The 24712-nt window shown below is 61.6% G+C and carries 23 protein-coding genes, 1 tRNA gene and 1 rRNA gene; 12 read left to right on the top strand and 13 right to left on the bottom strand.

What is annotated here, in order from left to right:
* The first annotated feature begins 44 nt into the window (after nucleotides 1-44).
* Both KQI17_RS11530 and rrf read left to right on the top strand, forming a co-directional pair.
* Nucleotides 45-119 (top strand) — tRNA-Glu (locus tag KQI17_RS11530).
* Between the two features lie 161 nt (nucleotides 120-280).
* Nucleotides 281-396 (top strand): 5S ribosomal RNA (gene rrf, locus KQI17_RS11525).
* Between the two features lie 104 nt (nucleotides 397-500).
* Here rrf and hcp read toward each other — a convergent pair.
* Together hcp and KQI17_RS11515 are read right to left on the bottom strand one after the other, a co-directional pair.
* Nucleotides 501-2078 carry a hydroxylamine reductase gene (gene hcp, locus KQI17_RS11520; protein WP_216496364.1) on the bottom strand — a complete coding sequence of 526 codons (1578 nt, stop codon included), beginning with the start codon at nucleotides 2076-2078 and terminating at the stop codon, nucleotides 501-503.
* Between the two features lie 115 nt (nucleotides 2079-2193).
* A complete protein-coding gene (locus KQI17_RS11515) occupies nucleotides 2194-2439 on the bottom strand; it encodes a hypothetical protein (protein WP_216496363.1) in 246 nt (81 codons plus the stop codon).
* Nucleotides 2440-2679: 240 nt separating this feature from the next.
* Between KQI17_RS11515 and KQI17_RS11510 the strand changes: the two genes are divergently transcribed.
* Complete coding sequence (locus tag KQI17_RS11510) at nucleotides 2680-3417, top strand: TraX family protein (RefSeq protein WP_216496362.1); 738 nt, start codon at nucleotides 2680-2682, stop codon at nucleotides 3415-3417.
* Between the two features lie 63 nt (nucleotides 3418-3480).
* Nucleotides 3481-4569 carry an SH3 domain-containing protein gene (locus KQI17_RS11505; protein WP_216496361.1) on the top strand — a complete coding sequence of 363 codons (1089 nt, stop codon included), beginning with the start codon at nucleotides 3481-3483 and terminating at the stop codon, nucleotides 4567-4569.
* 39 nt (nucleotides 4570-4608) lie between these two features.
* Here the strand turns inward: KQI17_RS11505 and KQI17_RS11500 are convergent, their stop codons facing one another.
* Together KQI17_RS11500 and KQI17_RS11495 are read right to left on the bottom strand one after the other, a co-directional pair.
* Complete coding sequence (locus KQI17_RS11500; RefSeq protein WP_216496360.1) at nucleotides 4609-5262, bottom strand: RluA family pseudouridine synthase; 654 nt, start codon at nucleotides 5260-5262, stop codon at nucleotides 4609-4611.
* Between the two features lie 5 nt (nucleotides 5263-5267).
* The gene (locus tag KQI17_RS11495) at nucleotides 5268-5771 is read right to left on the bottom strand and encodes a GreA/GreB family elongation factor (protein WP_216496359.1); all 504 of its coding nucleotides are present in this window, start codon (nucleotides 5769-5771) and stop codon (nucleotides 5268-5270) included.
* 200 nt (nucleotides 5772-5971) lie between these two features.
* Here KQI17_RS11495 and trxA point away from each other — a divergent pair, with 200 nt between their 5' ends.
* From trxA to KQI17_RS11480, 3 genes are read left to right on the top strand one after another with little or no spacing between them, the layout of a single operon-like run.
* Nucleotides 5972-6727, top strand: a complete 756-nt coding sequence (trxA, locus tag KQI17_RS11490) for a thioredoxin (RefSeq protein ID WP_253285809.1) — start codon at nucleotides 5972-5974, stop codon at nucleotides 6725-6727.
* Nucleotides 6728-6736: 9 nt separating this feature from the next.
* The gene (locus KQI17_RS11485; RefSeq protein ID WP_216496358.1) at nucleotides 6737-6934 is read left to right on the top strand and encodes a ferredoxin thioredoxin reductase catalytic beta chain; all 198 of its coding nucleotides are present in this window, start codon (nucleotides 6737-6739) and stop codon (nucleotides 6932-6934) included.
* A 29-nt stretch (nucleotides 6935-6963) separates the two neighbouring features.
* Nucleotides 6964-8343, top strand: a complete 1380-nt coding sequence (locus KQI17_RS11480; protein WP_216496357.1) for an MATE family efflux transporter — start codon at nucleotides 6964-6966, stop codon at nucleotides 8341-8343.
* 25 nt (nucleotides 8344-8368) lie between these two features.
* Here KQI17_RS11480 and KQI17_RS11475 read toward each other — a convergent pair whose 3' ends face one another.
* Nucleotides 8369-9253 carry an RluA family pseudouridine synthase gene (locus KQI17_RS11475; RefSeq protein ID WP_216496356.1) on the bottom strand — a complete coding sequence of 295 codons (885 nt, stop codon included), beginning with the start codon at nucleotides 9251-9253 and terminating at the stop codon, nucleotides 8369-8371.
* Between the two features lie 96 nt (nucleotides 9254-9349).
* Between KQI17_RS11475 and KQI17_RS11470 the strand changes: the two genes are divergently transcribed.
* Both KQI17_RS11470 and KQI17_RS11465 read left to right on the top strand, forming a co-directional pair.
* Nucleotides 9350-10696: a glycosyltransferase gene (locus KQI17_RS11470; protein WP_216496355.1), complete on the top strand. Its 1347-nt coding sequence runs from the start codon at nucleotides 9350-9352 to the stop codon at nucleotides 10694-10696.
* A gap of 60 nt (nucleotides 10697-10756) precedes the next feature.
* A complete protein-coding gene (locus tag KQI17_RS11465) occupies nucleotides 10757-11374 on the top strand; it encodes a flavodoxin family protein (protein WP_371821993.1) in 618 nt (205 codons plus the stop codon).
* A gap of 42 nt (nucleotides 11375-11416) precedes the next feature.
* Here the strand turns inward: KQI17_RS11465 and KQI17_RS11460 are convergent, their stop codons facing one another.
* From KQI17_RS11460 to KQI17_RS11440, 5 genes are all read right to left on the bottom strand, one after another.
* Nucleotides 11417-12775 carry an 8-oxoguanine deaminase gene (locus tag KQI17_RS11460; protein ID WP_216496353.1) on the bottom strand — a complete coding sequence of 453 codons (1359 nt, stop codon included), beginning with the start codon at nucleotides 12773-12775 and terminating at the stop codon, nucleotides 11417-11419.
* Nucleotides 12776-12832: 57 nt separating this feature from the next.
* Nucleotides 12833-13813: an ABC transporter permease gene (locus tag KQI17_RS11455; protein ID WP_022018968.1), complete on the bottom strand. Its 981-nt coding sequence runs from the start codon at nucleotides 13811-13813 to the stop codon at nucleotides 12833-12835.
* Nucleotides 13810-14916 carry an ABC transporter permease gene (locus KQI17_RS11450; RefSeq protein WP_216496352.1) on the bottom strand — a complete coding sequence of 369 codons (1107 nt, stop codon included), beginning with the start codon at nucleotides 14914-14916 and terminating at the stop codon, nucleotides 13810-13812. Before KQI17_RS11450 ends, KQI17_RS11455 begins: the two co-directional genes overlap by 4 nt.
* On the bottom strand, nucleotides 14909-16456 hold the full coding sequence (locus KQI17_RS11445) for an ABC transporter ATP-binding protein (protein ID WP_216496351.1): 1548 nt from the start codon (nucleotides 16454-16456) through the stop codon (nucleotides 14909-14911). The genes KQI17_RS11450 and KQI17_RS11445 overlap by 8 nt, the downstream gene beginning before the upstream one ends.
* Before the next feature lie 294 nt (nucleotides 16457-16750).
* A complete protein-coding gene (locus KQI17_RS11440) occupies nucleotides 16751-18001 on the bottom strand; it encodes a BMP family ABC transporter substrate-binding protein (protein WP_216496350.1) in 1251 nt (416 codons plus the stop codon).
* On the opposite strand from KQI17_RS11440, the gene KQI17_RS11435 reads away from it, so the two are divergent.
* Nucleotides 18002-18175 (top strand): hypothetical protein, encoded by a 174-nt coding sequence (locus KQI17_RS11435; protein WP_216496349.1) that lies wholly within the window; start codon nucleotides 18002-18004, stop codon nucleotides 18173-18175.
* 83 nt (nucleotides 18176-18258) lie between these two features.
* On the opposite strand, the gene arcC is transcribed toward KQI17_RS11435, so the two are convergent.
* From arcC to KQI17_RS11420, 3 genes are all read right to left on the bottom strand, one after another.
* Complete coding sequence (arcC, locus tag KQI17_RS11430) at nucleotides 18259-19194, bottom strand: carbamate kinase (RefSeq protein ID WP_022018972.1); 936 nt, start codon at nucleotides 19192-19194, stop codon at nucleotides 18259-18261.
* Between the two features lie 207 nt (nucleotides 19195-19401).
* Nucleotides 19402-20595, bottom strand: coding sequence for a knotted carbamoyltransferase YgeW (gene ygeW / locus KQI17_RS11425; RefSeq protein WP_022018973.1), 1194 nt, complete (start codon nucleotides 20593-20595; stop codon nucleotides 19402-19404).
* Between the two features lie 44 nt (nucleotides 20596-20639).
* On the bottom strand, nucleotides 20640-22037 hold the full coding sequence (locus KQI17_RS11420) for a YgeY family selenium metabolism-linked hydrolase (RefSeq protein WP_216496348.1): 1398 nt from the start codon (nucleotides 22035-22037) through the stop codon (nucleotides 20640-20642).
* A 200-nt stretch (nucleotides 22038-22237) separates the two neighbouring features.
* On the opposite strand from KQI17_RS11420, the gene KQI17_RS11415 reads away from it, so the two are divergent.
* Entirely contained in the window at nucleotides 22238-22888 is a 651-nt protein-coding gene (locus KQI17_RS11415; RefSeq protein WP_216496366.1) for a helix-turn-helix transcriptional regulator, read from the top strand.
* Entirely contained in the window at nucleotides 22881-24362 is a 1482-nt protein-coding gene (locus tag KQI17_RS11410) for a pyridoxal-5-phosphate-dependent protein subunit beta (RefSeq protein WP_216496347.1), read from the top strand. Before KQI17_RS11415 ends, KQI17_RS11410 begins: the two co-directional genes overlap by 8 nt.
* The last annotated feature ends 350 nt before the right edge of the window (nucleotides 24363-24712 follow it).

The following is a 24712-nucleotide window of genomic DNA, read 5'->3' as shown; positions in this document are numbered from 1 at the left end:
AATCAGGGTGTCCAGGGTTCGAGTCCCTGAAGGTGTACCAAAACGGCCCGTTGGTCAAGTGGTTAAGACAGAGGCCTCTCACGCCTTTAACATCGGTTCGAATCCGGTACGGGTCACCACGTCAAAGCAAGCTTCGGATCGTTCGCTTTGGCCTAAAGCCCAAAGCTCATTCCCTCCGCTGCTTTTCCTTTCCGGCTCGAAGCGCTTCGTTAGCTTCTCGCCGGTGATAGATACGAATTGAATAAAGATGTTTGTTGCTGCGAGAGCAGTTGCAATAGAAGTTGGTGCTGATTAGGGCGAGGGTCCACCCGTTCCCATCCCGAACACGGAAGTTAAGCTCGCTTCTGCCCACAATACTTGGCTGGAAACGGCCCGGAAAGATAGGTAGCGCCAACATGAAAGCGACGGTCTAAAGACCGTCGCTTTTCTTGTTGTGAGCGGGGAAGGCAGAGGGAAGGGAAGCCACGAAATGGCTTCGCTTCCCTTTTGATCCCGTGAATTTATCCGCGATGCAGGATGGCGTCGAGGTCCTGCTGCGGATTCGTGATGGGCTGGAGGTTATAGGCGTCTACTAACGTTTTGATGACCGTCTCTGAAAGAAAGGCCGGCATGGTGGGGCCGAGACAGATATTTTTGATGCCCAGGGCGAGCAGCGTGAGCAGAATACACACGGCCTTTTGCTCGTACCAGGTCAGCACAAGCGTGAGCGGCAGGTCGTTGACCGTGCAGCCGAAGGCGTCCGCGAGAGCAAGCGCAATTTGGACAGCGCTGTAGGCATCGTTGCATTGTCCGACGTCGAGGATACGCGGGATACCGTTGATCTCGCCGAGGTCAAGGTCGTTAAAGCGGAACTTGCCGCAGGCGAGGGTGAGGACGAGCGTGTCCATCGGTGTGCGCTTGACGAACTCCGTGTAGTAATTGCGCCCGGGGTGCGCACCGTCGCAGCCGCCGACGAGAAAGATGTGCTTGATGGCGCCGCTTTTGATGGCCTCGATGATCTGCGGCGCCTGCGCGAGGACTGCCGCGTGGGCAAAGCCGGTAGTGAGCATATGACCGCCGTTGATGCCGCTCATGCTGCGGTCGGTCTCATAGCCGCCGAGGGCAAGCGCCTGCTCGATGATGGGGGAGAAGTCCTTGCGGCCCTGCGCGTCCTCCTCGATATGTCGCAGCCCCTTGTAGCCGACGACCGAGGTGGTATAGACGCGGTCGGCGTAGCTCTCACGCGGCGGCATGATACAGTTGGTGGTGAAAAGGATGGGCGCGGGGAGATCGGCAAACTCCTTCTGCTGATTCTGCCATGCTGTGCCGAAGTTGCCCGCGAGGTGGGGATATTTGTTTAGACCCGGATAGCCGTGCGCGGGCAGCATCTCGCTGTGCGTATAGACGTTGATGCCCTTTCCGGCGGTCTGCTCGAGGAGCTGATGCAGGTCCTCAAGGTCGTGACCGGAAACGACGATGAACGGGCCTTTCTGTATATCGGTGTGGACGCGCGTGGGCACGGGATCGCCGAAGGCCGAGGTATTCGCACGGTCGAGCAGCGCCATGCACTTGAAATTCACCTCGCCGAATTCGGTGAGGAGCGCGAGCCATTCCGCGACACTGTGCTCCTGTGCGAGCGCGGAAAGCCCCTTGCAGAACCACGCGCTCACCGTCTCGTCCTCGCAGCCGAGACGCATGGCATGGTGCGCGTAGGCGGCCATGCCCTTGAGTCCGAAGAGCAGCGTGGAGCGCAGCGACACCGTATCCGTCTCACCGCGCCAGAGCCATGAGGGGTCCTCCTCACGCACGTCTCCGCCGTGCGAACGCAGGGCGTCCTCCACGCGGGCGGTAAAGGCGCGGATGGCCCCGTCATCGAAGTTGACGTTCGTGAGCGTGGTGAAAAGCCCATCGGCGAGCAGCTGCGTGACCTCACGCGGATGCTCGCTATTCTGTTCGCAGACCTCCGCGAGACGGATCAGGCGGCAGACAAGAATATCCTGTAAATGTGCCGTCGTGGGCTGCTTGCCGCATACGCCGGTGCGGACGCAGCCGCTGCCGCCGGCGGTCTGCTGGCATTGAAAGCAAAACATATCAGACATGGAAATACCTCCTTGATTTGGTGAGGATAGTATTTCCGGTTCCACAGGCACTCATGCAAAAAGCAGGCGCGGTCCCGAAAGGACCATGCCTGCCGCGATAGGGGAAAACGGAAGCTCAGCCGGCGCACTGCTGTACGAAGGCGCGGGCCGCCTCGCCGGCAGTCGCGCAGACGCCCGCGCCGAGGTCGCCGCAGACCTGCTGGAAGGCGTTGCGCACGGTCTCGGTGATGCGGCCGTCGTTGGTGAAGGAGAGCTCGGCGGCATCGGTATGCCGGATACCGGCGTAGCGCTCGTCAGCGCTGTCCGCCGCGACGGAGGGAAGCCCCTTGATCCTCAATGACTTTCGCTTTTTCCTCTGCACTTAATTTCTGCTTCTGTGGCATAGTAATGCTCCCTCCATGATTGACAGTGTTTTATTTCACTGTCTCTCATAGAGGGAGCATATCAAAGGGCCGCTGGGCTTCCGCCAATCATTTTAAAATAATTCATTATACCGCATGGGAAGGAAAAAACCATTTCTTTTTTGGTAGACATTTCGACAGGATCTGTGCTATACTGTGAGGACACGGCGCGGAGACGCCGGACAAAAAAGGAGACCATGATGAAAAAGACCTTTGATCTCAGCGCCGCGGCGCTGCACATTCTCGCCATGACGTTTATGCTGATGGACCACCTATGGGCGACGCTGCTTTCCTCGCAGATGTGGCTGACGCACGTCGGGCGGCTGGCCTTTCCGATCTTCGCCTTTTTGGCGGTGGAGGGGTATTTCCACACGCGCAGCTTCAAGCGCTATGCGCTGCGGATGCTGCTCTTTGCTGTGCTCTCCGAGGTGCCGTTCGACCTGATGTACGGCGGAACGGTGTTCTACCCCGTGCACCAGAACGTGATCTGGACGCTGCTTCTCGGCCTGCTCGGCATCCGCCTGATGGAGGCAGCGCGGGCGAAGGGAAAGTGCTGGCTTTATGTCCTGACCTGTGCGGCGGTCGTTGTGCTGGGCTTTGCCCTCGGCACGCTCGGCATGGTGGACTACTACGGCGCGGGCGTGCTGACGGTGTTTGCATTCTACTTTTTCCGCGAGCGGAAGTGGTGGTGCCTGCTCGGGCAGCTTGCGGCGCTGTACTGGCTCAATGTGGTGGTGCTCGGCGGGCAGATGTATCCGGTCACGCTCTTCGGGCGTGAGATCGAGCTGTGCGAGCAGGGGCTTGCGCTGCTTGCCCTCGTGCCGATCTGGCTCTACCGCGGGCGGCAGGGACACCACAGCAAGGCGTTCCAGTATGCCTGCTATGCGTTTTACCCCGCGCATATGCTGGTGCTGGCCCTGCTTACAATGATTCAATAAAAATCGGAAAGCTCCCCCGCTGCGGCGCATAGAGTAGAGAAAACGCCGGACGGGGGGCTTTTTATGCGGAAAAAGGATGCGGCCTTGATGACCGCAGAGGAGATCGCGCAGTACAATGAATCGCTTCTGTGCGTTCCGGGCGAGGCGGCAAGGCTCTGGGACCTGACGCGGCTGCGCGGTCGTGACGTGCGCTGGGGTGTCAGCGTGCGGCGCACGAGTCTGCGCGCGAAACCGACGGATGCCCTGTGCCCCACGCGGGCGGGGGACCGGTACGACGACCCGCTTCAGCTCACCGCGGTGCTGCTGAACGAGCCGATGGCGCTGCTTGGGGAGAGCGTGGACGGGCGCTTCTGCTATGCCGAGACCTCGTACTACGCGGGCTGGGTGCCGGCGGCGGACATCGGGCTGTGCGAAGACCTCGGCGTCTGGCGCGCGGCGCAGGAGGGCGGTTTCCTGCGCGTGACCGGCAGCCGTGTCACGCTCTGCTGCGATCCCTATGAGCCGCGTGTCTCCGGCGCGGTGCTGCCGATGGGGACGCGCCTGCCGCTTGCCGCCCTGCCAGGAACGGTGCGCGCGCTGCGCGGGCGCATGAGCTACGATAACTACCTTGTTCGTCTGCCTGTGCGCCGCGCGGACGGATGGCTGGAATATCGCGAGACGATGGTGCCGGTCAGCGCGGATGTGTGCGTGGGCGACCTGCCCTATACGCATGAGAACGTCACCGCGCAGGCGGCGAAAATGCGCGGAGAGGTGTACGGCTGGGGCGGGATGCTCGGCGGGCGGGATTGCTCCGCGCTGGTGGGAGACGTCTACCGCTGCTTCGGCTTCCGCCTGCCGCGCGACGCCGCAGGGCTGGCGCTGCTGCCCGGCGCGGAGGACGTGTCGGCGCTTTCCACGGAGGAGAAGCGCGCGGCGCTTTGCACACTGCCGGTCGGGACGATCCTCTATTTCCCGGGACACGTCATGCTCAGCTGGGGTGTGGAGGACGGCGAGCCGCGGTGTCTGAGCGCGGCGGGAAATTTTCTGCCGCCGGGGAGCGCGGGCGGCGAGCCGCGCGCAGTGAACACCGTCGCGGTGACGCCGCTGACGGTGGTGCGGGCGAACGGCAAAACGTGGCTGGAGTCGCTCACCAAGATCATCTGCATTCCATGAAGAAACGAGAGACGGCGCGTGCCGTCTCTCGTTGTCGATTCAGTGCCATGCAAAGCGGTCCCACGGAAAGATGCGCGGCGGCGCAGCCTCAAAGACGAGGGGCGCGTGCGTCTCGGGATGGAAAAAGGCGAGGCGGCAGCTCCACAGCGCCGTCGTGCAGCCGCGCTCGCGGCTGCCGTATTTGCCGTCGCCGAGCAGCGGATGGCCGCGCGTGGCGAACTGGCAGCGGATCTGGTGAAAGCGTCCCGTGCGCAGCGTGACGCGCACGAGGGCGGCAGGAGAGCCGTTGAGTGCGGCGGTTTGCAGTACGCGATAGTCGAGCAGGGCTTCCTTGACGCCGCGGCGGGGAGAAATAACTGCAAAGGACTTTTGCTTTACAGAGTCCTTGAAAAGCAGATCGCGCATCTCGCCCGCGTCGGGCGTGGGAATACCGGAGCAAACGGCAAAATACGCCTTTTTCAAGGCTTTTTCCTGCACCTGACGGCTCAGCTCGGCGGCTGCCTTGGGCGTCCTCGCCCAGACCATCACGCCGCCGACGGCACGGTCTAAGCGGTGAACGCAGTAAAGCGAATCTACTTTACATTTCATCTCCTCAGCGAGCAGAGCCGGCAGCTCGTGCTCGCACTCGACGCCGACCGGCTTGCGGCAGACGAGAAAGCTGCGCTCGGCATGAAGAATGACGGACTCGCCCATCGCGCTCAAAAGCTGCGCAGGGGAGCGCTGCCGTCGTCCGCCTGCTTTTCGATGGAAAGAATCTCGGCATGGTAGCTGTTCGTGTCGCTGACGCGGACGGTTACGGTGTCGCCGACCTTACTGCCGAGGATCGCCCTGCCGACGGGGGACTCCTTGCTCACGAGGCCCTTGAGGGCGTCGCAGCGCACGGTGGTCACGATCTGAAAGACCTTTTCCTTCCCCAGCTCGACCATACGGACCGTCACCCTGTCGTACAGCCCGACCTCGTCGGCGGAGGAATGATCCTCGATTACGCGGGCCGAGGCGATCATGCGCTCGAGGTAGCGGATGCGGCTCTTGTTGCGGTTCTGCTCCTGCTTGGCCGCCTTGTACTCGTAGTTTTCGCTCAGGTCGCCGAAGGCGCGGGTGCGCTTGACCTCCTCGATCAGCTCCGGCATCAGACGGAGACGGCGGTCGTTCAGCTCCGCCTGCATTTTTTGAATATCCTGTGCGGTCAGCTCGTCGTTCATGGATAACGCTTCCTTTCGCTTGCGTTTTTTGCGGTGCTCACGCATGAAGCTTTCTATGCCTATTGTAGCGAAAATGCGCGGCGGACGCAAGGGCCGCTCTGCAATTTTTTGCATAGAGAGGATAGAAAACTTCCGGTTGTAGAATGGTGGAAATTGTGATAAGCTATCCTCAAAATCAAAAAGGCAAAGGAGTTACTGTTATGAAGATTGCAATGCCGTATCAGGACGGCGTTTTGCTGGAGCATTTCGGCCGCGCCAAGGAGTTTATCATCTACAACGTTTCGGATCTCGATCCGGTCACGAGCGAGGTCATCGCGCCCGAGGATCTGAGCCACGCGGCGGTCGCCCGCACGCTCAAGGAGCACGGCGTGGACGTCGTGCTCTGCGGCAGCATCGGTGAGCACGCGCGGCAGGCCGTCGAGGGCGAGCACATGCTTGTTTTTTCCGGCATCACCGGCGCGGCGGACGATGTGCTCGAACGCTTTTTACAGGGAAACCTGGAGGCCGTCGACGGCGATTTTGCCGCAGAGGGCGGCTGCGGCGGCTGCGGAGGAGGCTGCGCCTCCGGCGGGTGCGCCGGCTGCTCCGGCTGCGGCGGCGGAGCCGAGCGCGAGCCCTACGTCGAAACGCGCACCTTTACCGACATCGTGACGCTCACGAGAGAGAATTTCCAGACCGAGGTGCTCGACGATCCGGGCCTCATCCTCATCGACTTCTGGGCGGAATGGTGCCAGCCCTGCCGGATGCTCGCGCCCGCCTTTGAGGAGCTCAACCGCGAGGAGCCGCAGGTCAAGTTCTGCCGCGTCAACGTTGACGAGCAGGGCGAGCTGGCGCAGATGTTCGGCATCGAGTCCATCCCGACGCTCGCCGTCGTGCAGGACCGCCACACGCTCACCGGCTCGGTCGGTCTGCGCAGCAAGGAAGAGATCAAGGCCATGCTTGATGGCTGCAAGTGAGGGAAGACGATGAAGATTCGCTACAACGAGGATGCGGAGGTCGTCGCGCGTCTGCGCGAGGCGCTGCTGAAGAAGGGACTTTACTGCCCCTGCCGGCTGCAGAAGATCGAGGATAACGTGTGCATGTGCCGCGAGTTCCGCGAGCAGATCGCCGACCCGGAGTTCGAGGGCTACTGCCATTGCCGGCTTTACTATAAAGAGAAATAAGAGATAACACGAAAGCGGGTGTGATCGTCATGCCGCACAGATCGGCTGCGCAGATGTATCGCGCGGCACGCAAAAGCGACGCGCTGCTGACCGGCGCGCCGCTGCCGACCCTTTTCTATTTTGCGCTGCCCATCATTCTGGGCAACATCTTCCAGCAGCTTTACAGCATTGTGGACGCCATCGTGGTGGGCAAGTTCCTCGGCGATCTGCCGCTTGCCGGCATCAGCGTCGCCGCGCCCATCGTGGACGTGGCGAACGCCTTGGTTATCGGCGGGACCATCGGCATCGGCGTGCTGTGCGCGCAGATGTGCGGCGCGGAGGACTGGATGCGGCTGCGCTGCATGAACGCGACCGCGCTGCTCGGCGGCGCGGCGCTGACGCTGGTCATTGCCGCGGTCGGCATCGTCTGCTCGGTGCCGCTCCTGCGCGCGCAGGGCACGGAGGAGGCCGTCTGCCGCGAGGCGGCGGTCTATCTGCAGCTGGTGTTCGCGGGATTGATCTGCTGCTTCCTCTACAACTACTACGCCTCCATGCTGCGCTCGTGCGGCAACTCGCGCACACCGTTCGTCATTCTGCTCGTCTCGTCCACGCTCCACGCGCTGCTCGACGTGCTGTTTGTCGGCGTGCTTGCCTGGGGCATCCGCGGCGTGGCGTGCTCTACGGTGCTGTGCCAGGCGTTTTCGGCGGCGTGGTGCATTCTGTACGCCGAGCGGCGCTGCCCGCCGCTGACGCTCAAGCGCAGCGAGCTGCGCTTTGAACGGCGGATGGGCGGTATGGTGCTCTCCTACGCCTGGGCGGCAGCGCTGCAGCAGGCGGTGGTGTGCATCGGGCGTCTGCTGGTGCAGGGTATGCTGACGCCGCTCGGCACGAACACGGTAACGGGCTACAATATGTCGCTGCGCATTGAGCAGTTTTTGTTCTGCTTCTCACAGGGCGTCAGCGCGGCGATGGTCGTCTGTCTGTCGCAGAACCTCGGCCACGGCGACCGGGTGCGCGTGCGGCGCTTCTACCGCGTCAGCGTGTGCGTGGAGGTCGTGCTGATCGCCGTGCTTGGCACGGTGTGCTTTTTGTTCCCGTCGCAGATCGTCGGCCTTTTCTCGGACAACGGCGAGGTCATTGCCGCAGGTGCGCGTTATACGGGTACGATGGCATATCTGTATCTCTTCGCCTACATGGGCGAGGTCATTCAGGGCTTCTTCCGCGGACTCGGGCGGCTGCGGCTGACGATGGTGGCATCGCTCTTGCAGGTGGTGCTGCGCGTGGTGCTGTCGTATTTCCTGATCCCGGTGTGGGGAATGTACGGCATCTGCGTGGCAGTCGCGAGCGGCTGGGTGCTGCTGGTGCTCATCGAGGGCAGCTACAGCGTCAGAACGGCGCGTGCTTTGACTATGGAAAAAAGAGAAGAATGAAAATAAGACGGCTCGCCGAGCCGTCTTATTTTATCAGCCGTTCCATATCCTCCGGCAGCGGTGCGGTGAAGTGCAGGACCGCGTGTGTGAGCGGGTGGGTGAACCACAGCGCATACGAGTGCAGCGCGGGGCGGGCGATGAGCGCCCGATCCTCTGTGCCGTAGAGCCAGTCGCCCGCGAGCGGATGACCGAGGGACGCCATGTGGACGCGGAGCTGGTGCGTGCGTCCGGTCCGGGGTGCGAGACGCAGGAGCGTCAGCTCGCCGTGATAGGAGAGCACCTCATACTCCGTGCGGGAGGGGAGACCGTCGGGCGCGACGCAGCGCTTGACGAGCGAGCCCTCAGCGCGGGCGATGGGAGCGTCGATGACGCCGCGCGGCGGCGTGACGCGGCCGAGGGCGAGGGCGCGGTATTCGCGCCGCAGCTCCTCAGAATGCAGTGCACGGCGCAGCAGCTCGTGAACGTAGCCGGACTTCGCCGCGATGAGCAGGCCCGAGGTGCCCTTGTCCAAGCGGCTGACGAAGTGCGGCACCGTGCCCTCGCCGAGGTAGGCGACCAGCGCTCCGGCAAGGTTCGGCGCGGCGAGGTCGGTGGACATGGGGTGCATGGCGAGTCCGGCGGGCTTGTTGAGCACTAGCAGGTCCTCGTCCTCGTAGACGATGGCAAGGGGAATGTCGAGCGGCGCGACGTCCGTTTCGCGCGGCGCACGCTCGGAGAGAACGACGGTCACGGTATCGCCGGTGCGGACGACGGCGTTCACATGGACGCCTGCGCCGTTGAGCAGGATCGCGCCCTCGCGCCACTTGAGCGTTTTGAGCAGCGTGGAGGAGATGCCAAGCTCGCCGCGCAGCAGGTGCTTGAGCGGACGGCCGTCGAAGGCGGCGGGGACGGTGCATTGCAGGGTGCGCATGGCGGTCGGCTCCTCTCTTGAAAATTCACAGACAGTATACCATTCCGGCGGGAAAAATGATATACTAACGGCAGAAATTTTATCGGAGGTGTGCCCGTGGACAAACACACGATCTGCCTTTTGAACGATTCCTTTCCGCCCATCATCGACGGCGTGGCGAACGCCGTGGTGAACTACGCGGAAAACATTGAAAAGCATCACGGTCACGCCGTGGTGGTCACGCCCGCCGTGCCGGGCGCGGATGACAGCGGCTTTCCGTTTCCGGTGGTGCGCTACCCGAGCATCGACACGCGCCGGCTCGTCGGCTACGTCGCGGGCTATCCGTTTTCGCCGGAGACGGCGCTGCGCGTGCGCGAGGAGAAGGTCGAGCTGCTGCACACGCATTGCCCCATCGCCTCGGCGATCCTCGCGCGCTCGCTGCGCGAGGTGGTAGACGCGCCGCTGGTGCTGACCTACCACACGAAGTACGACATCGACATTGCCAAGGCGGTGAAGAGTAGGCTTTTGCAGGAGAGCGCCATTCGTGCCCTTGTGCAGAACGTAAACGCCTGCGACGAGGTGTGGGTGGTGAGCCGCGGCGCGGGCGAGAACCTGCGCTCGCTCGGCTACGAGGGCGCGTACACCGTGATGGAGAACGGCGTGGACGTGCCGCGCGGGCGCGTGAGCGCCGCGGCGATCGCCGCTGCGACAGCGGGCTATGACCTGCCGGACGGCGTGCCGCTGTTCCTCTTCGTCGGGCGGCTGATGTGGTATAAGGGACTGCATATCATTCTCGACGCGCTCCGCGCGCTGCGGGAGCAAGGACAGGACTTCCGCATGGTGTTCATCGGCGCGGGCGGCGACGAGAAGGAGGTCCGCGCGGAGGTGGAGACGCTGCGGCTCTCGGACCGCTGCTTCTTCACCGGCTCCATTGCCGACCGCGAGACGCTGCGCGCGTGGTACTGCCGCGCGGACCTGTTTCTGTTTCCCTCGACCTTTGACACGAACGGTCTTGTCGTGCGCGAGGCGGCGGCGAGCGGCTGCCCCAGCGTGCTCATTGCGGGAAGCTGCGCCGCCGAGGGCGTGACCGACGGGCGGAACGGCTTCCTGATCGAGGAGAACGCCGCGAGCCTGTGCGCGAAGCTGACCGCGCTCTGTGCGGATCGTGAGGCGATGCGCCGCGTGGGCGAGAACGCCATGCGCGAGCTGTATCTTTCGTGGGAGGATGCGGTCGCGCGGGCCAATGAGCGCTACGCGGTCGTGCTCGACCGCTACCGCAGCGGGAAATACCCGAAGCACGAGCGCTTCAGCGACGAGTTCTTCAACACGCAGGGCGACCTGATGGAGGCCATGAGCCGCGTCGCCGAGATGCGCGGCGAGACGGGACGGCTCCGCCGTGAGCTGCGCGAGGGCTTCGACGAGGCGCGCGAGGCGCTGCGGGAAAGGCTTGAAAAGGAATGGTAGGCAGCCTTTGCCGACCGAAAAAGAACCGACACAAACGAGGAGGAAGAGAACATGAAAGAAATTCGGGTTCTGCTGCTCAACGGCAGCCCGCGGGCCAACGGCAATACCGCGCTCGCGCTGCGCGAGATGGAAAAGGTCTTTGCCCAGAACGGCGTGCAGACGGAGACGGTGCTGCTCGGGAATCAGGCGATCCGCGGCTGCACGGCCTGCGGCGCGTGCGCGAAGCTGGGACGGTGCGTGTTCGACGATGTCGTCAACGAGCTGGCCCCGAAGCTCGAGGCGGCGGACGGGCTGGTCGTCGCCAGCCCGGTCTATTACGCCTCGGCCAACGCGACGCTCATCGCCTGCCTGGACCGCCTGTTTTACTCCACGCCCTTTGACAAGACCATGAAGGTCGGCGCGAGCGTGGTGTGCGCGCGGCGTGGCGGCTGTTCGGCGACCTTTGACGAGCTGAACAAATACTTCACCATTTCCGGTATGCCCATTGCCTCAAGCCAGTATTGGAACAGCGTCCACGGCAGGGCTGCGGGCGAGGCGGCGATGGACGCCGAGGGCTTGCAGACCATGCGGACGCTTGCGCGGAACATGACGTTCCTGATGAAAAGCATCGCGCTCGGCCGCGAGACGTTTGGCCTGCCCGAGCAGGAGGAGCGCGTCGCGACGCACTTCATCCGGTGAAGCAAAAAAAGCGACCGTGAAACGGTCGCTTTTTTGCGTGAATTATCGGTTCAGATACGCGCGGCACTTTGCTTCCGCGTCGTGCGCGAGCTTTTCCTCGTCCACCGTGACGAGATGACCGTGCTCGACGGTCACGCGGCCCTGGACCACGGTGTAGTCCACCGGTCCGCGCACGCCGACCGTGCCGAGGACGCTGGTGGGATCGAAGCAGGAGCCGACCAGCTCAAGGCGGCGGGAGTCGATCATAAAGAGGTCGCAGCACTTGCCGACCTCGAGCGTACCGATGTCGTCGCTGCGGCCGAGCAGACGTGCGCTGCCGCGCGTCGCCATCTTCAGCACGTCGTAGCCGCTGGGGGCCGCCTTGCTGGAGTTCAGACGGTGGAGCAGGAATGCGACGCGCAGTTCCTCCATGAGACTGGAGCCGTCGTTGGAGGCGGAGCCGTCGACGCCGAGGCCGACGGGAACACCAAGCTCCAGCATCTCGGGGATGCGGGCGATGCCGGAGGAGAGCTTCATGTTGGAAATGGGGCAGTGGCACACGCCCGTGCCGGTCTTGGCGAGGACGCGCAGCTCCTCGTCGTTGAAGTGGATGCCGTGGGCGAACCAGACGTCGTCGCCGGTCCAGCCGAGACGCTCCATGTACTCGAGCGGACGGACGCCCTCACGCGCAAGCATGAAGTTCTCCTCGTCCTTCGTCTCGCACAGGTGGGTGTGCAGACGCACACCGAGCTGACGGGCGAGGATGGCGCTTTCACGCAGCAGATCGGCGCTGACGGAGAACGGCGAGCAGGGCGCGAGCGCGACGCGGTGCATTGCGCCGAAGCTGCGGTCATGGTACTGCGCGATGACGCGCTCGGAATCCTTCATAATCTCGTCGACCGTCTGCACCACGCTGTCCGGCGGCAGGCCGCCGTCCTTCACCGAGAGGTCCATGCTGCCGCGGGAGGCGTACATACGGATGCCCAGCTCGTCCGCGGCGCCGAACTGCGCGCCGAGCAGGTCGCCGGTGTCCTTCGGGAAGACGTAGTGATGGTCGAAGCAGGTCGTGCAGCCGTGCTTCATCAGCTCGCCCATGCCGGTGAGGGAGGAGAGACGGATGACCTCGGCGTCGAGGTTCTTCCAGATCTCATAGAGTGTCTTGAGCCAGTCGAACAGCTCCATGTTCTGCACCTCGGGGAGGTTGCGGGAGAAGATCTGATAGAGGTGATGGTGCGTGTTGACCAGACCGGGGTAGCAGAGCATATGGCTCGCGTCGATGGTTTTGTCGGCCTTGCGGTCGAGGCTTGCGCCGATGGCCTTGATGAAGCCGTTCTCGGCGTAAAGGTCGACGTTTTCGTACACGGTGTCGGCGCTGTCGCAGGAGACGAGCGTGCGGATGTTTTTGATGAGTAAAGTTGACATAATGGTTTCCTCCTCATGAAAAAGGAAGCGCCTTGCGGCGCTTCCTTTTTTGATAATTCAGCGCTCTTCGCGGAAGTAATTCAGACCCAGAGAAGCGGGCGGCTGCTTTTCCTTGTTGTTGCGCATACTCGAAATGATGAGTACGATGACCGTGACCACATAGGGCAGGATCTTATAGAGCTGCGTGGGAATGAACGCGATGACCAGACGCAGGTAGAGGATCATCAGCGCGCCGAAGAGAACGCTGCCCCAGATCGCGCCCAGCGGACGCCACAGGCAGAAGATGACCAGCGCGACGGCGAGCCAGCCGACGCCGGAAAGACCCTCGTGGTTCCACACACCGCCCGCGATGGTCATGATGTAGACCATGCCGCCGACGGCGCTCACACCGCCGCCGATGACGGTGGCGAGGTACTTATAGCGCGTGACGTTGATGCCGGCGGCGTCCGCGGTCGCGGGGCTCTCGCCCACGCTGCGCAGGTACAGGCCGCTGCGGGTCTTGTTGAGGTACCAGTACAGTGCGACGGCGCAGGCAACGGCGAGGTAGAAGAAGAAGCTGTTGCCGAAGAGAATGCCGCCGACCACCGGAATGTCCTGCAGGCCCTTGGGGAAGGGGGAGTTCTGGAAGTAGCCCTTGAGCATATTGCTCACGGAGATGTAGCCGTTCTCGCTCACGCGCATATACTCGCCGATGAACTGGCCGATGCCCGTGCCGAAGATGGACAGCGCCAGACCGGTGACGTTCTGATTCGCGCGCAGCGTGATGGTCAGGAAGCTGAAGATCAGCGAGGCGATCGCGCCGGCGAGGAAGGCGAAGAAGATGCCGACGAGGATGGCGACGAAGCCGTTGGGGGAGGAGGAGAGCTTTTCATAGTAGTACACACCGCCGAGGCCGAGCGCGCCGCCCATGAACATAATGCCCTCCACGCCGAGGTTGAGGTTGCCGGACTTTTCCGTCAGGATCTCGCCGAGCGTACCGAACAGCAGCGGGGTGCCGTAGGTGATGGCGGCGATGATGAGGGTGATAAGCAAAGTCATTCCTTAGCCGCCTCCTTTTCGGTCTTCGACGAGCGGAAGATGAGTCGATAGTTGATGAAGAACTCGCAGCCGAGCATACAGAAGAGCAGGATGCCAGTAATGATGTCGGAGATCGAGGCGGGCACGGCCAGACGGGTCTGAAGTGTTTCGGCGCCCTTGGAGATGATCGCGAGCATCATTGAAATGACGATCATCGCGAAGGCATTGAGCTGGCTGAGCCACGCGACCGTGATGGAGGTGAAGCCGACGCCGGCGGCGACGCCGTCGTAGAGCGTGGTGTTCGCGCCGGAGGCGACGATAAAGCCGACCAGACCGGAGATCGCACCGGAGAGGAACATCGTGCGCATCATGACATGGCCGACGTTCATGCCCGCGTAGCGGGCGGTGTTGATGGAGTCGCCGATGACGGCGATCTCGTAGCCGTGCTTGGTGTGGTTCATGTAAACGTGCATGAACACGACGAGGATCAGCACGATGATCCAGCCGCAGTGAACGCCCAGGACCTTCGGCAGCGTGGCCGCCCTATCGAACTGGGGGATGATCTGCGAGCCGGGACGGCCTTCCCACGGACCGCCCTGCAGCCAGCGGACGACGCCGATGATGATGTAGTTCATCATGAGAGTGAAGAGCGTTTCGTTGGTGTTCCACTTGGCCTTGAAGAAGGCGGGGATCAGCGCCCAGATGCCGCCGGCGACAGCGCCCGCCAGACCCATGATGAGGAGCAGGACAGCGGACGGGACCTTGCCGACCCAGTAGAGGGCGAAGTAGCTCGCGGCGATGGCGCCCGCGGTGATCTGACCCTCGGCGCCGATGTTCCAGAAGCGCATCTTGAAGCAGGGGGCGATGGCCAGCGCGCAGCCGAGCAGAGGCACGGCGAGCTTGACGGTCTGACGGATGGCGGTCTTTTTGCCGAGCGCGCCGGTGATGATGGTGGCGTAGCCGTCGATCGGCGTAGCGCCGTCGGGCAGGGCGATCGCCATGACGAGTCCGCCGAGCAGAAGCGCAAGGACGATGGAGGCGAGGCGGATGCACCAAACCTTCCAGGGCTCCATCATGTCCCGCTTGGCGAGACGGATCAGGGGAACCTTATTCTCGTTATGCATGGACCGCTTCCTCCTTTCCGCCGCCGACGCGGGTCATCATCAGGCCGATCTCTTCCTTGGTGGCGGTGCGGGCGTCGACGATGCCGCTGACCTTACCGCCGCAGAGCACGAGGATGCGGTCGCACAGCTCAAGCAGAACGTCCAGATCCTCGCCGACGAAGATGACGGCGACGCCCTTCATCTTCTGCTCGGTCATAAGGTTGTAGATGGTGTAGGAGGTGTTGATGTCCAGACCGCGCACGGCGTAGGCGGACATCAGCACGTTCGGCGCGGACGCGATCTCGCGGCCGACGAGCACCTTCTGCACGTTGCCGCCGGACATACGGCGGACGGGGAACTCGGTGCTGGGGGTGACGACCTCCAGCTCCTTCCAGATGTTCATGGCAAGCTCGTTCGGATCCTTGCGGTTGACGAACACGCCCTTGCCCTTCTTCCAGGAACGGAGCATCATGTTGCCGGTCATGCCCATCGAGCCGACGAGGCCCATGCCGAGACGGTCCTCAGGGACGAAGGCAAGCGCGACGCCGGACTTTTTGATCTGCATCGGCGTTTTGCCGACCAGCTCGGACTCCGGAGCGCCCTCGGGCGTGTAGCGGATGCTGCTGCCCTCGGCGACGGGATAGAGGCCGGCGATGGACTCGAGCAGCTCGCGCTGACCGCTGCCGGCAATGCCCGCCACGCCGAGGATCTCACCGCCCATGGCGGTGAAAGAGACGTGGTCGAGGCGGACGACGCCCTCATTGTCGTAGCAGGTGACGTCCTGCAGCGTCAGGCGCGGGACGGGATTCTCATAGCGCGGACGGTCGATGTTGAGCGTGACCGCGTGGCCGACCATCATATCGGTCAGCGCCTGCGGGTTGGTCTCGCTCGTATTGACCGTGCCGATGTACTGGCCCTTACGCAGCACCGCGACCTTGTCCGACAGGGACATGACCTCGTGCAGCTTGTGGGTAATGATGACGATGGCCTTGCCGTCGGCGCGCATATTGCGCAGCACATTGAAGAGCTTTTCGGTCTCCTGCGGGGTGAGGACGGCGGTGGGCTCGTCGAGGATGAGCGTGTCCGCGCCGCGGTAGAGGACCTTGACGATCTCGACCGTCTGCTTCTGGGAGACGGACATATCGTAGATCTTCTTGGTCGGGTCGATGTCGAAGCCGTAGCGGTCGCAGATTTCCTTGACCTTGGCGTTGGCGGCCTTGATGTCCAGCTTGCCCGGCTCGTCGAGACCGAGGACGATGTTCTCCGCCGCAGTAAACACGTCCACGAGCTTGTAGTGCTGGTGGATCATGCCGATGTGGTTGTCGAAGGCATCCTTCGGCGAGCGGATGGAGGTGAGCACGCCGTTGACATAGATTTCGCCCTCGTCGGGGAAGTAGATGCCGGCGAGCATATTCATCAGCGTCGTCTTTCCGCTGCCGTTTTCACCGAGCAGGGAAAGGATCTCGCCCCGGTTGATGGTCAGGTCGATGCTGTCGTTTGCGACGACCTTGCCAAAGCGCTTGGTAATGTGTCTGAGTTCAACTGCACAATTGTTGTCCAAGGTCCTGTCATCCTTTCTTTCGAACCCGGCCGGCGGGGAGACCGGCGGTCGGGATCAGGCTGCAGCCACCTTACCGGAGAGGGGGACTGCATCTCCGATAATTGCTGATTATTCAATACCTATACTAACATAATTCAAGCATGATGTAAATGGAAAAGCTATCGTCGAATCCGTCAAAAATCGGAAGAAAAAACCGGAATAATCCACAAAAAGTTTGATTCCCTAAAAAATTTTCAGTAAAAAGTGAAAAAAGGAAGCCGCCCGCAGGCGGCTTCCTTTGATGTAAGGGATATCTTAGAACGCGGAGTTGAGCCACTCGATGCCGTCGATCTTGATGGCGAAGTAAGGAGCGGACTGGAAGTAGGACTCGTGGAAGGCACCGTCGAACACGGCTTCCTCGGAGTCGGGGGTGAAGTCGCCGTCGGTATCCAGAGCGAAGGCGGAGGTCAGGGTCTCGCCCTCCACGGTGAAGGTGGAGGTGTCGAAGACCTTGATGGAGCCGTCAGCCAGACCGGCCTCGACCTCGGCGAGCTTCTCAGCGGTGCCGGGGGCGGCGATCTTTTCGTTGAGCTCGGTCAGGACGACGTCGCCGTGATCATAGCCGTAGCAGTAATCCTGATCGAATTCCTGGCCGTTGGCAACGCTCTCGATGGCATAGACGAAGTAGTTCGTCCAGTCGATGCGGCAGCCGATGATGGAGGCATCGGGAGCAACGCCGGTCATGTCGTTATTGTAGCCGGTGTGGAACGCGCCCTTGGACTGCGCCATGGTGGCGGGGGTGGTGTTGTCGGAGTGCTGGGAGATGAGCTTGCAGCCGAGGTCGCACAGAGCGGAGGCGGCGTTGGACTCTTCGGTAGCGTCAGACCAGGAGCCGACGAACTGGACCTTCATGGTCACGCTCGGGCAGACGGAGCGGGCGCCCAGGAAGTAGGAGGTCATACCGGAGATGACTTCGGCGAAGGAGAACGCGCCGACGTAGCCGATGACGGCCTCTTCGGGCTTGATGGTGCCTTCGTCGATGAGCTGCTGGAGCTTCATACCAGCAGCGACGCCGGCGAGGTAACGGCCTTCATAGATGTTGGCGAAGGCGTTGTGGGTGTTGTCGAGGCCATCGTTCCAGGAGCCCTGGTTGGTGCAACCGACGAACTGGATCTCGGGATAGTCGGGAGCGACCTTGAGCATGAAGGGCTCGAAGCCGTAGGAGTTGTTGAAGATGAGCTCGCAGCCCTCTTCGGCCAGCTCGATGTTGGCGTCCTCGCAGGTGGAGTCTTCGCCGATGTTGTACTTGACGACCCAGTCAACATTGATGCCCTTGGCGGCGAGCGCCTCGGTGGCGGATTCCTTGCCGCGGATGAAGTTGTAGGTGTAGCCCTGGTCGTTCTCGTCGCCGATGCAGATCAGGCCGACCTTGATGGTCTTGGTCTCGGTTTCGGTGTTCTGCTGCTGATCGTCATTGCTGGGAGTCTCGCCCTGAGTCTTATTGCCGCAGGCAACGAGAGACAGCACCATGATGACGGAGAGCAGGATCGCAAGAAGCTTCTTCATTTGGATAAATCCTCCTTAAAAATTGGTATGCCCCTTGGGACAATACCTTTGAACAGTATCATACAAAATTTTCAAGCAAAACGCAACGGGCAAACGAAAAAAAGAATTGAAAACATAACCAAAGTTGCTGAAAAATTTTTAGCGAAAGCGGCGAAAAAGCGGAAAAAGGACTGAAAAAGCAAACAAAAGGTTTGCCCTTGCGGGCAAACCTTTTGTATAAGTTGTACGGAACGTTTGGGAATTTATCCGAACCGCTCTTACTGGTGGACGCGGGTGCCGGTCTTGCCGGAGATGCCGTCGGCGGCCTTCTCGAGCAGGGTGATGAGGGCAACGCGGCCGGGCTTGGACTCGGCGAAGGACAGAGCGGCCTGCACCTTGGGCAGCATGGAGCCGGGCGCGAACTGCTTCTCCTCGATGTACTTGCGGGCATCGGCGGGGGTGAGATCGTCAAGACCCTTCTGGTCGGGCTTGCCGAAGTTGATGGCGACCTTCTCGACCGCGGTCAGGATGACGAGCATATCGGCGTCGAGCAGCTCGGCGAGCTTGGCGGAGGCAAAGTCCTTGTCGATGACGGCGGGCGTGCCGTAGAGCTTGCCGTCCTTACGCACAACGGGGATGCCGCCGCCGCCGACGGTGATGACGACGGTGCCGTTGTCAACGAGCGCCTTGACGGTGTTCTTTTCGATGACGTCGATGGGCTTGGGGGAGGGAACGACCTGACGGTAGCCGCGGCCGGCGTCCTCGACCATGGTGTAGCCCTTCTCGGCGGCGATGCGGTCGGCGGTCTCCTTATCATAGAACGCACCGACGGGCTTGGTGGGATGCTGGAAGGCGGGGTCGGCCTCGTCCACGAGCACCTGCGTGACGACGGTGGCGACGTCCTTGGCCATGCCGCGGGAGGCGAGCTCGTTGCCGATGGCGTTCTGGAGGTGATAGCCGATGTAGCCCTGGCTCATGGCGCCGCACTCGGGGAAGGGCATATCGGACTTGATGGCCTTGGCCTCGGCGGCGGTGGCCATGCCGAGGTTGATCATGCCGACCTGGGGACCGTTGCCGTGAGCGATGATGACCTCGTTGCCCTGCGCGATCAGGTCGACGATGGGCTTGGCGGTCTCGGTGACGAGAGCGAGCTGCTCATAGGGGGTGTTGCCCAGCGCGTTGCCGCCGAGCGCAATGACGATGCGTTTACCCATGGTGATATATCTCCTTAAAAATAAATTTGAACCGTTCGGTCGGCGCAATGGCCGAATTTCCGTTGCTTTCCGCCTATATTATAGGCAATGCTGCACGAGACTGCGAGACATTTCCTGTGATTTTTCTTGTATTTTACCGCTTTCCTGAGTGAAGCGGCCGAAGAAAAAGGGCGGCAGAAGCCGCCCTTTTCAGTTGTGCGCGGTCTCTTAGAACATCTTGCGCTCGGCGTCGGACTTGTCCATCTCCATGAGAGCGCGGACGGGATCCTTGACCTGTGCGAGGAAGATCATCGCGGCGATGATGTAGGGCTTGTAGGAGGCCTGCTTGTACAGAGGAACGATGTAGCGGTCGAACACGGAGTTGTCGACCTCGCCCTCGGGGCAGGAAAGACCGGAAATGTCGGCGGGCAGGCAGTGCAGATAGAGCGCCTTGCCGTCCTTCGTGAGCTTCATCATCTCTTCGGTGCAGGCCCAATCCTTGTGCTCGGCATTCTGCGCGAGGAGCTTCTTCTCCAGCGCGTCGATGCCGGCCTTGTCGCCCTTCTGATAGAGCTTGGTGCGCTCCTCCATGGCCTTGAACGGAGCCCAGGACTTGGGATAAACGATGTCGGCGTCCCGGAAGGCTTCCTTCATGTCGTTGCACTTCTTGAAGCTGCCGCCGGTGGCCGCCGCGTTCTTCTTGGCGATCTCCTCGACCTCGGGCATGACCTCATAGCCCTCGGGATGGGCGAGAGTGACGTCCATGCCGAAGCGGGTGAACAGGCCAATGACGCCCTGCGGGACGGACAGGGGCTTGCCGTAGCTGGGGGAATAGGCCCAGGTCATGGCGACCTTCTTGCCCTTGAGGTTCTCCACGCCGCCGAAGTAGTGAATGATGTGGAGCATATCGGCCATGCACTGGGTGGGATGGTCGACGTCGCACTGGAGGTTGACGAGCGTCGGGCGCTGCTCGAGGATACCGTCGCGGTAGCCCTCTTCGAGCGCGTCGATGAAGGTCTTCTGATACTTGTGGCCCTCGCCGATGAACATATCGTCGCGGATGCCGATGACGTCAGCCATGAAGGAGACCATGTTGGCGGTCTCGCGCACGGTCTCGCCGTGAGCGATCTGGCTCACCTTCTCGTCGAGCACCTGCTCCTCAAGACCGAGGAGGTTGCAGGCAGAGGCGAAGGAGAAGCGGGTACGGGTGGAATTGTCGCGGAAGATGGAGATGCCGAGGCCGGAGTTGAACACCTTGGTGTTCTTGTTGCGCTCGCGCAGGTCGCGCAGGGCGTCCGCCACGGTGAAGACCGCGTCGATCTCCTCGTCGGTCTTGTCCCAGGTCCAGTAGAAGTCGTTCTTGTACATATTGTTGATGTGGAGCGTTTCGAGATGACGCGCCAGTTCGACAGTCTTGCTCATGGTGATGATTCTCCTTTATCTTTTTTGTATCGCTTGTTGGCGGTTTACTTGATGTCGTTGCCCGTCAGCTCCTGACGGAAGCTGGTGGCGGAGCCGTCCTTGTTCTCGGGGTGATAGAGCCCCGGAACGGCGGCGTAGAGCGCGGCGCAGGTGACGAGGTCCTGCTTCCAGGTGATCTCGTTGGGGGCGTGGGCCTGAGACTCGGCGCCGGGGCCGAAGCCGACGCAGGGGATGCCGTAGCGGCCCTGAATGGAAACGCCGTTGGTGGAGAAGGTCCACTTGTCGGTCAGAGGACGGCCGGTGCGGGTGGACATGGCCTTCTCGTCCGCGCCGATGCGCTCGGTGCCCCAGAGAGCGTGGTGCGCGTCGACAAGCGCCTGAACGTGGGGCGCGGTCTCCTTGTTGATCCAGGTGGGGAAGAAGGCTTCGGTCTCATAGACGTGGCCGGTCCAGGACGGACGGTCATACATATACATGGACACCTTGACGTCCTTGGCGTACTTCTTGCAGGCGGGCAGATCCTCGATCTCCTTCAGGCAGGACTGGTAGGTCTCGCCCGCGGTCATGCGGCGGTCGATGGAGATGGAGCAGGAGTCCGCAACAGCGCAGCGGGAGGGAGAGGTGTAGAAGATCTGGCTGGTGGTGCAGGTGCCGCGGCCGAGAAAGCGGGCATCCTCCCAGTGCTCGGGATTGTACTTCGGGTCGAGCATCTTCACGAGGCCCTTGACTTCCTTGTCGTCGCCGGCGTCGTTCTCGTTGAGGTCGCGGACATTGAGCAGGACCTCAGCCATCTTGTGAATGGCGTTGTCGCCGCGCTCGGGCGCGGAGCCGTGGCAGGAGACGCCGTGCATATCGACGCGGATCTCCATGCGGCCGCGGTGACCGCGGTAGATGCCGCCGTCGGTGGGCTCGGTGGAGATGACGAACTCGATCTGGTCGCGCGCGTCCTCGGGGCCCTTGAAGTATTCGTTGACGATGGACTGCCAGCACATACCGTCGCAGTCCTCCTCCTGCACGGAGCCGACGACCATGATCTTGTAGCCATCGGGGATGAGGCCGAGGTCCTTCATGATCTTCGCGCCGTAGGTGGCGGAGGCCATGCCGCCCTCCTGGTCGGAGCCGCCGCGGCCGTAGATGACCTTCTCGTCCTCGTAGCCCTGATAGGGGTCGTGGGTCCAGTTCTCGATGTTGCCGATGCCGACGGTGTCGATGTGGGAGTCGAGCGCGATGATCTTGTCGCCCGTGCCCATCCAGCCGATGACGTTGCCGAGCTTGTCGAACTCGACCTTATCGTAGCCGAGCTTCTTCATTTCCTCGGCAATGCGGTTGGCGACGCCCTTTTCCTCGCAGCTCTCGCTGGGGATGGCGATCATGTCGCGCAGGAAACGGGTCATGTCCGCCTGATAGCCTTGAGCAGCCTTTTTGATCGCTTCAAAATCCATGAGAAAACCTCCGTACATAAATTCAGATTTGTCTATTGTATTTTTCATTTCCTTTTATTCTGCCTCTATCATAGCATAAGCTTCGGCAAAGTCAAACAAAAAATTTGCAAATCTGAAAATTTTTTTGAAAAAATGATTGCTTTTTCTTTTATCTATGGTATGATGTAAGCGTGAAAACAGCGTAAGGGAGGAGATAAACTATAGAAGCGTCAAAGCTGGAGGCTCTGCGGCAGATCGCCAAGGGTATCGCTGCCCAGTTCGGCAGCAGCTGCGAGGTCGTGGTCCACGACGTGGCTGCCAAGCATCCCGAGCATTCCATCGTCATCATCGAGAACGGGCACGTCACGGGCCGCAAGGTCGGCGACGGCGCATCCCATGTCGCGATGGAGCAGGTGCGCAACGCGGACGCACAGCCCATGGATCATCTCAGCTACCTCACCAAGACGCCGGACGGCAAGATCTTAAAGTCCTCCACGATGTACATTCGCGGCAAGGGCGGCAAGGTCGTGGCCATCCTCGGCATCAACTACGACATCTCCTCGCTTCTGATGGTCGAGAGCGCCGTGCGCGAGCTGACCGCCGCGGGCGACAGCACGCAGACGGAGCCGGAGAAGATCATCAACGTCAACGACGTGCTCGACGAGCTCATCGCCCAGTCGGTCGCCCTCGTGGGCAAGCCCGCGGCGCTGATGAACAAGGAGGACAAGATGCGCGCCATCGGCTTTTTGAGCCAGAGCGGTGCATTCCTCGTCACCAAGTCCGGCGACAAGGTCGCCAAATACTTCGGAATTTCAAAATATACACTTTATTCTTACATTGACAAACAACAGGAGGACAAGCAAAATGGGTAAAATCGATCTGAGCATCAACATGGTCGGACTGGAGCATAACATCCAGAAGGCCAAGGAAAACAACGTCATCATCCCCACCATCGCGCAGATGCAGCATCCCGAGACCATTCCCGAGAAGATCCAGGCCAAGCTGAAGAACGTGGGTCTGTGGGACGTCAACCCCCTCAACCTCTTCCGCATCACCTGGAAGAACGAGGCCAAGGAGTCCGGCGGCCTCTTTCAGGAGGTCCCCAACTATGTAGAGATCCCCAGCGAGCTGTCCGGCGTGAAGTGCCGCATCATCGCCATGGCGGGCAAGTGGTTCCCCACCGGCTGCCACAAGGTCGGCGCGTCCTTCGGCTGCCTTGCCCCGCGCCTCGTGACCGGTCAGTTCGACGCGAACTATCACCACGCCGTATGGCCCTCCACCGGCAACTACTGCCGCGGCGGCGCGTTCAACTCCAAGCTCTTGGCCGTTGACTCCGTCGCCATTCTCCCCGCCGAGATGAGCAAGGAGCGCTTCGACTGGCTGAGCAAGATCGCCGGTCAGGTCATCGCTACGCCGGGCTGCGAGTCCAACGTCAAGGAGATCTTCGACAAGACCTGGGAGCTCAAGCAGGATCCCAGCATGATGATCTTCAACCAGTTCGAGGAGATGGGCAATCCGCTGTGGCACTACAACGTCACAGGCTACGCCCTCGCGGACCTCTTTGAAGCCGTCAAGAAGCCCGGCCAGAACTTTGCCGGCGCCTGCTTCACCTCCGGCTCCGCCGGCACCATGAGCGCGGGCGACCTGCTCAAGGAGCGTTATCCCGGCCTCAAGCTCGGCGTGGGCGAGGCGCTGCAGTGCCCCACCATTCTCGAGAACGGCTTCGGCGGCCACCGCATCGAGGGCATCGGCGACAAGCACATTCCCTGGATCCACAACGTGAAGAACACCGACATGGCCATCGCCATCGACGATGAGGACAGCCAGCGCCTGCTGCGCCTGTTCAACACCAAGGAAGGCCAGAAGTACCTCAAGGAAGAGCTCAAGCTCTCCGACGAGCTGATCGAGAAGCTGACCTGGCTCGGCATCTCCGGCATCGCGAACGTTCTTTGCTGCATCAAGATGGCGAAATATTATGAGCTGACCGAGAACGACGTCCTCGCTACCGTCCTGACCGACTCCGCCGCGATGTACGGCAGCCGCATCGAGGAGCTCAACGAGATGCACGGCGCGTACAACGTCGAGGAAGCCAAGCTCGACCACAACCTCCACATGCTCGGCCTCAAGACCGACAACCTGATGGAGCTGACCTACACCGACCGCAAGCGCATCCACAACCTCAAGTATTACACCTGGGTCGAGCAGCAGGCCCGCGACGTCAAGGACCTCAACGCGCTCTGGTACGACACCAAGGGCACCTGGGACGCCGTTCACGCGCAGGCTGCCGAGCTCGACGAGCTCATCAACGAGTTCAATGAGGCCACCGGCCTTCTCAAGGCGCTCTAAGAAGCAGAGGCAAAGCCTGCTCCGAAACGCCACCGCAGCAGCGGCTGAGCGGAAAGAGGAGCAGACCGGATCGAAAGCTGAATAAAATTTCATTGCACAGCGTGTGCAGCATCCCCGCAGATAGGGGCCGGCAATGGCAGGTCAAGGGCGCAGCCCTTGCGCTTCTCTGGGGTTTCCAAAAGGGGATATCTCTTACGGTAAGAGATATCCCCTTTTGAGCGGCATCTGCGCCTGTGCGGGTATATGTCTCCTCAGCTGCTGCCGCTGCTGCGGCGGGGTTACGAAGCGATTGCTTTTGCTGCGGGATTCGAGACCATTTTCAATCTTCCGTTTTAGGAGAAATTATTATG

The sequence above is a fragment of the Oscillibacter sp. MSJ-31 genome, from assembly GCF_018918025.1.
Taxonomy (GTDB): Bacteria; Bacillota; Clostridia; order Oscillospirales; family Oscillospiraceae; genus Hominicoprocola.
Note: the sequence above shows the minus strand (reverse complement) of the source record. Positions and strands in the feature narration are given on the sequence as shown.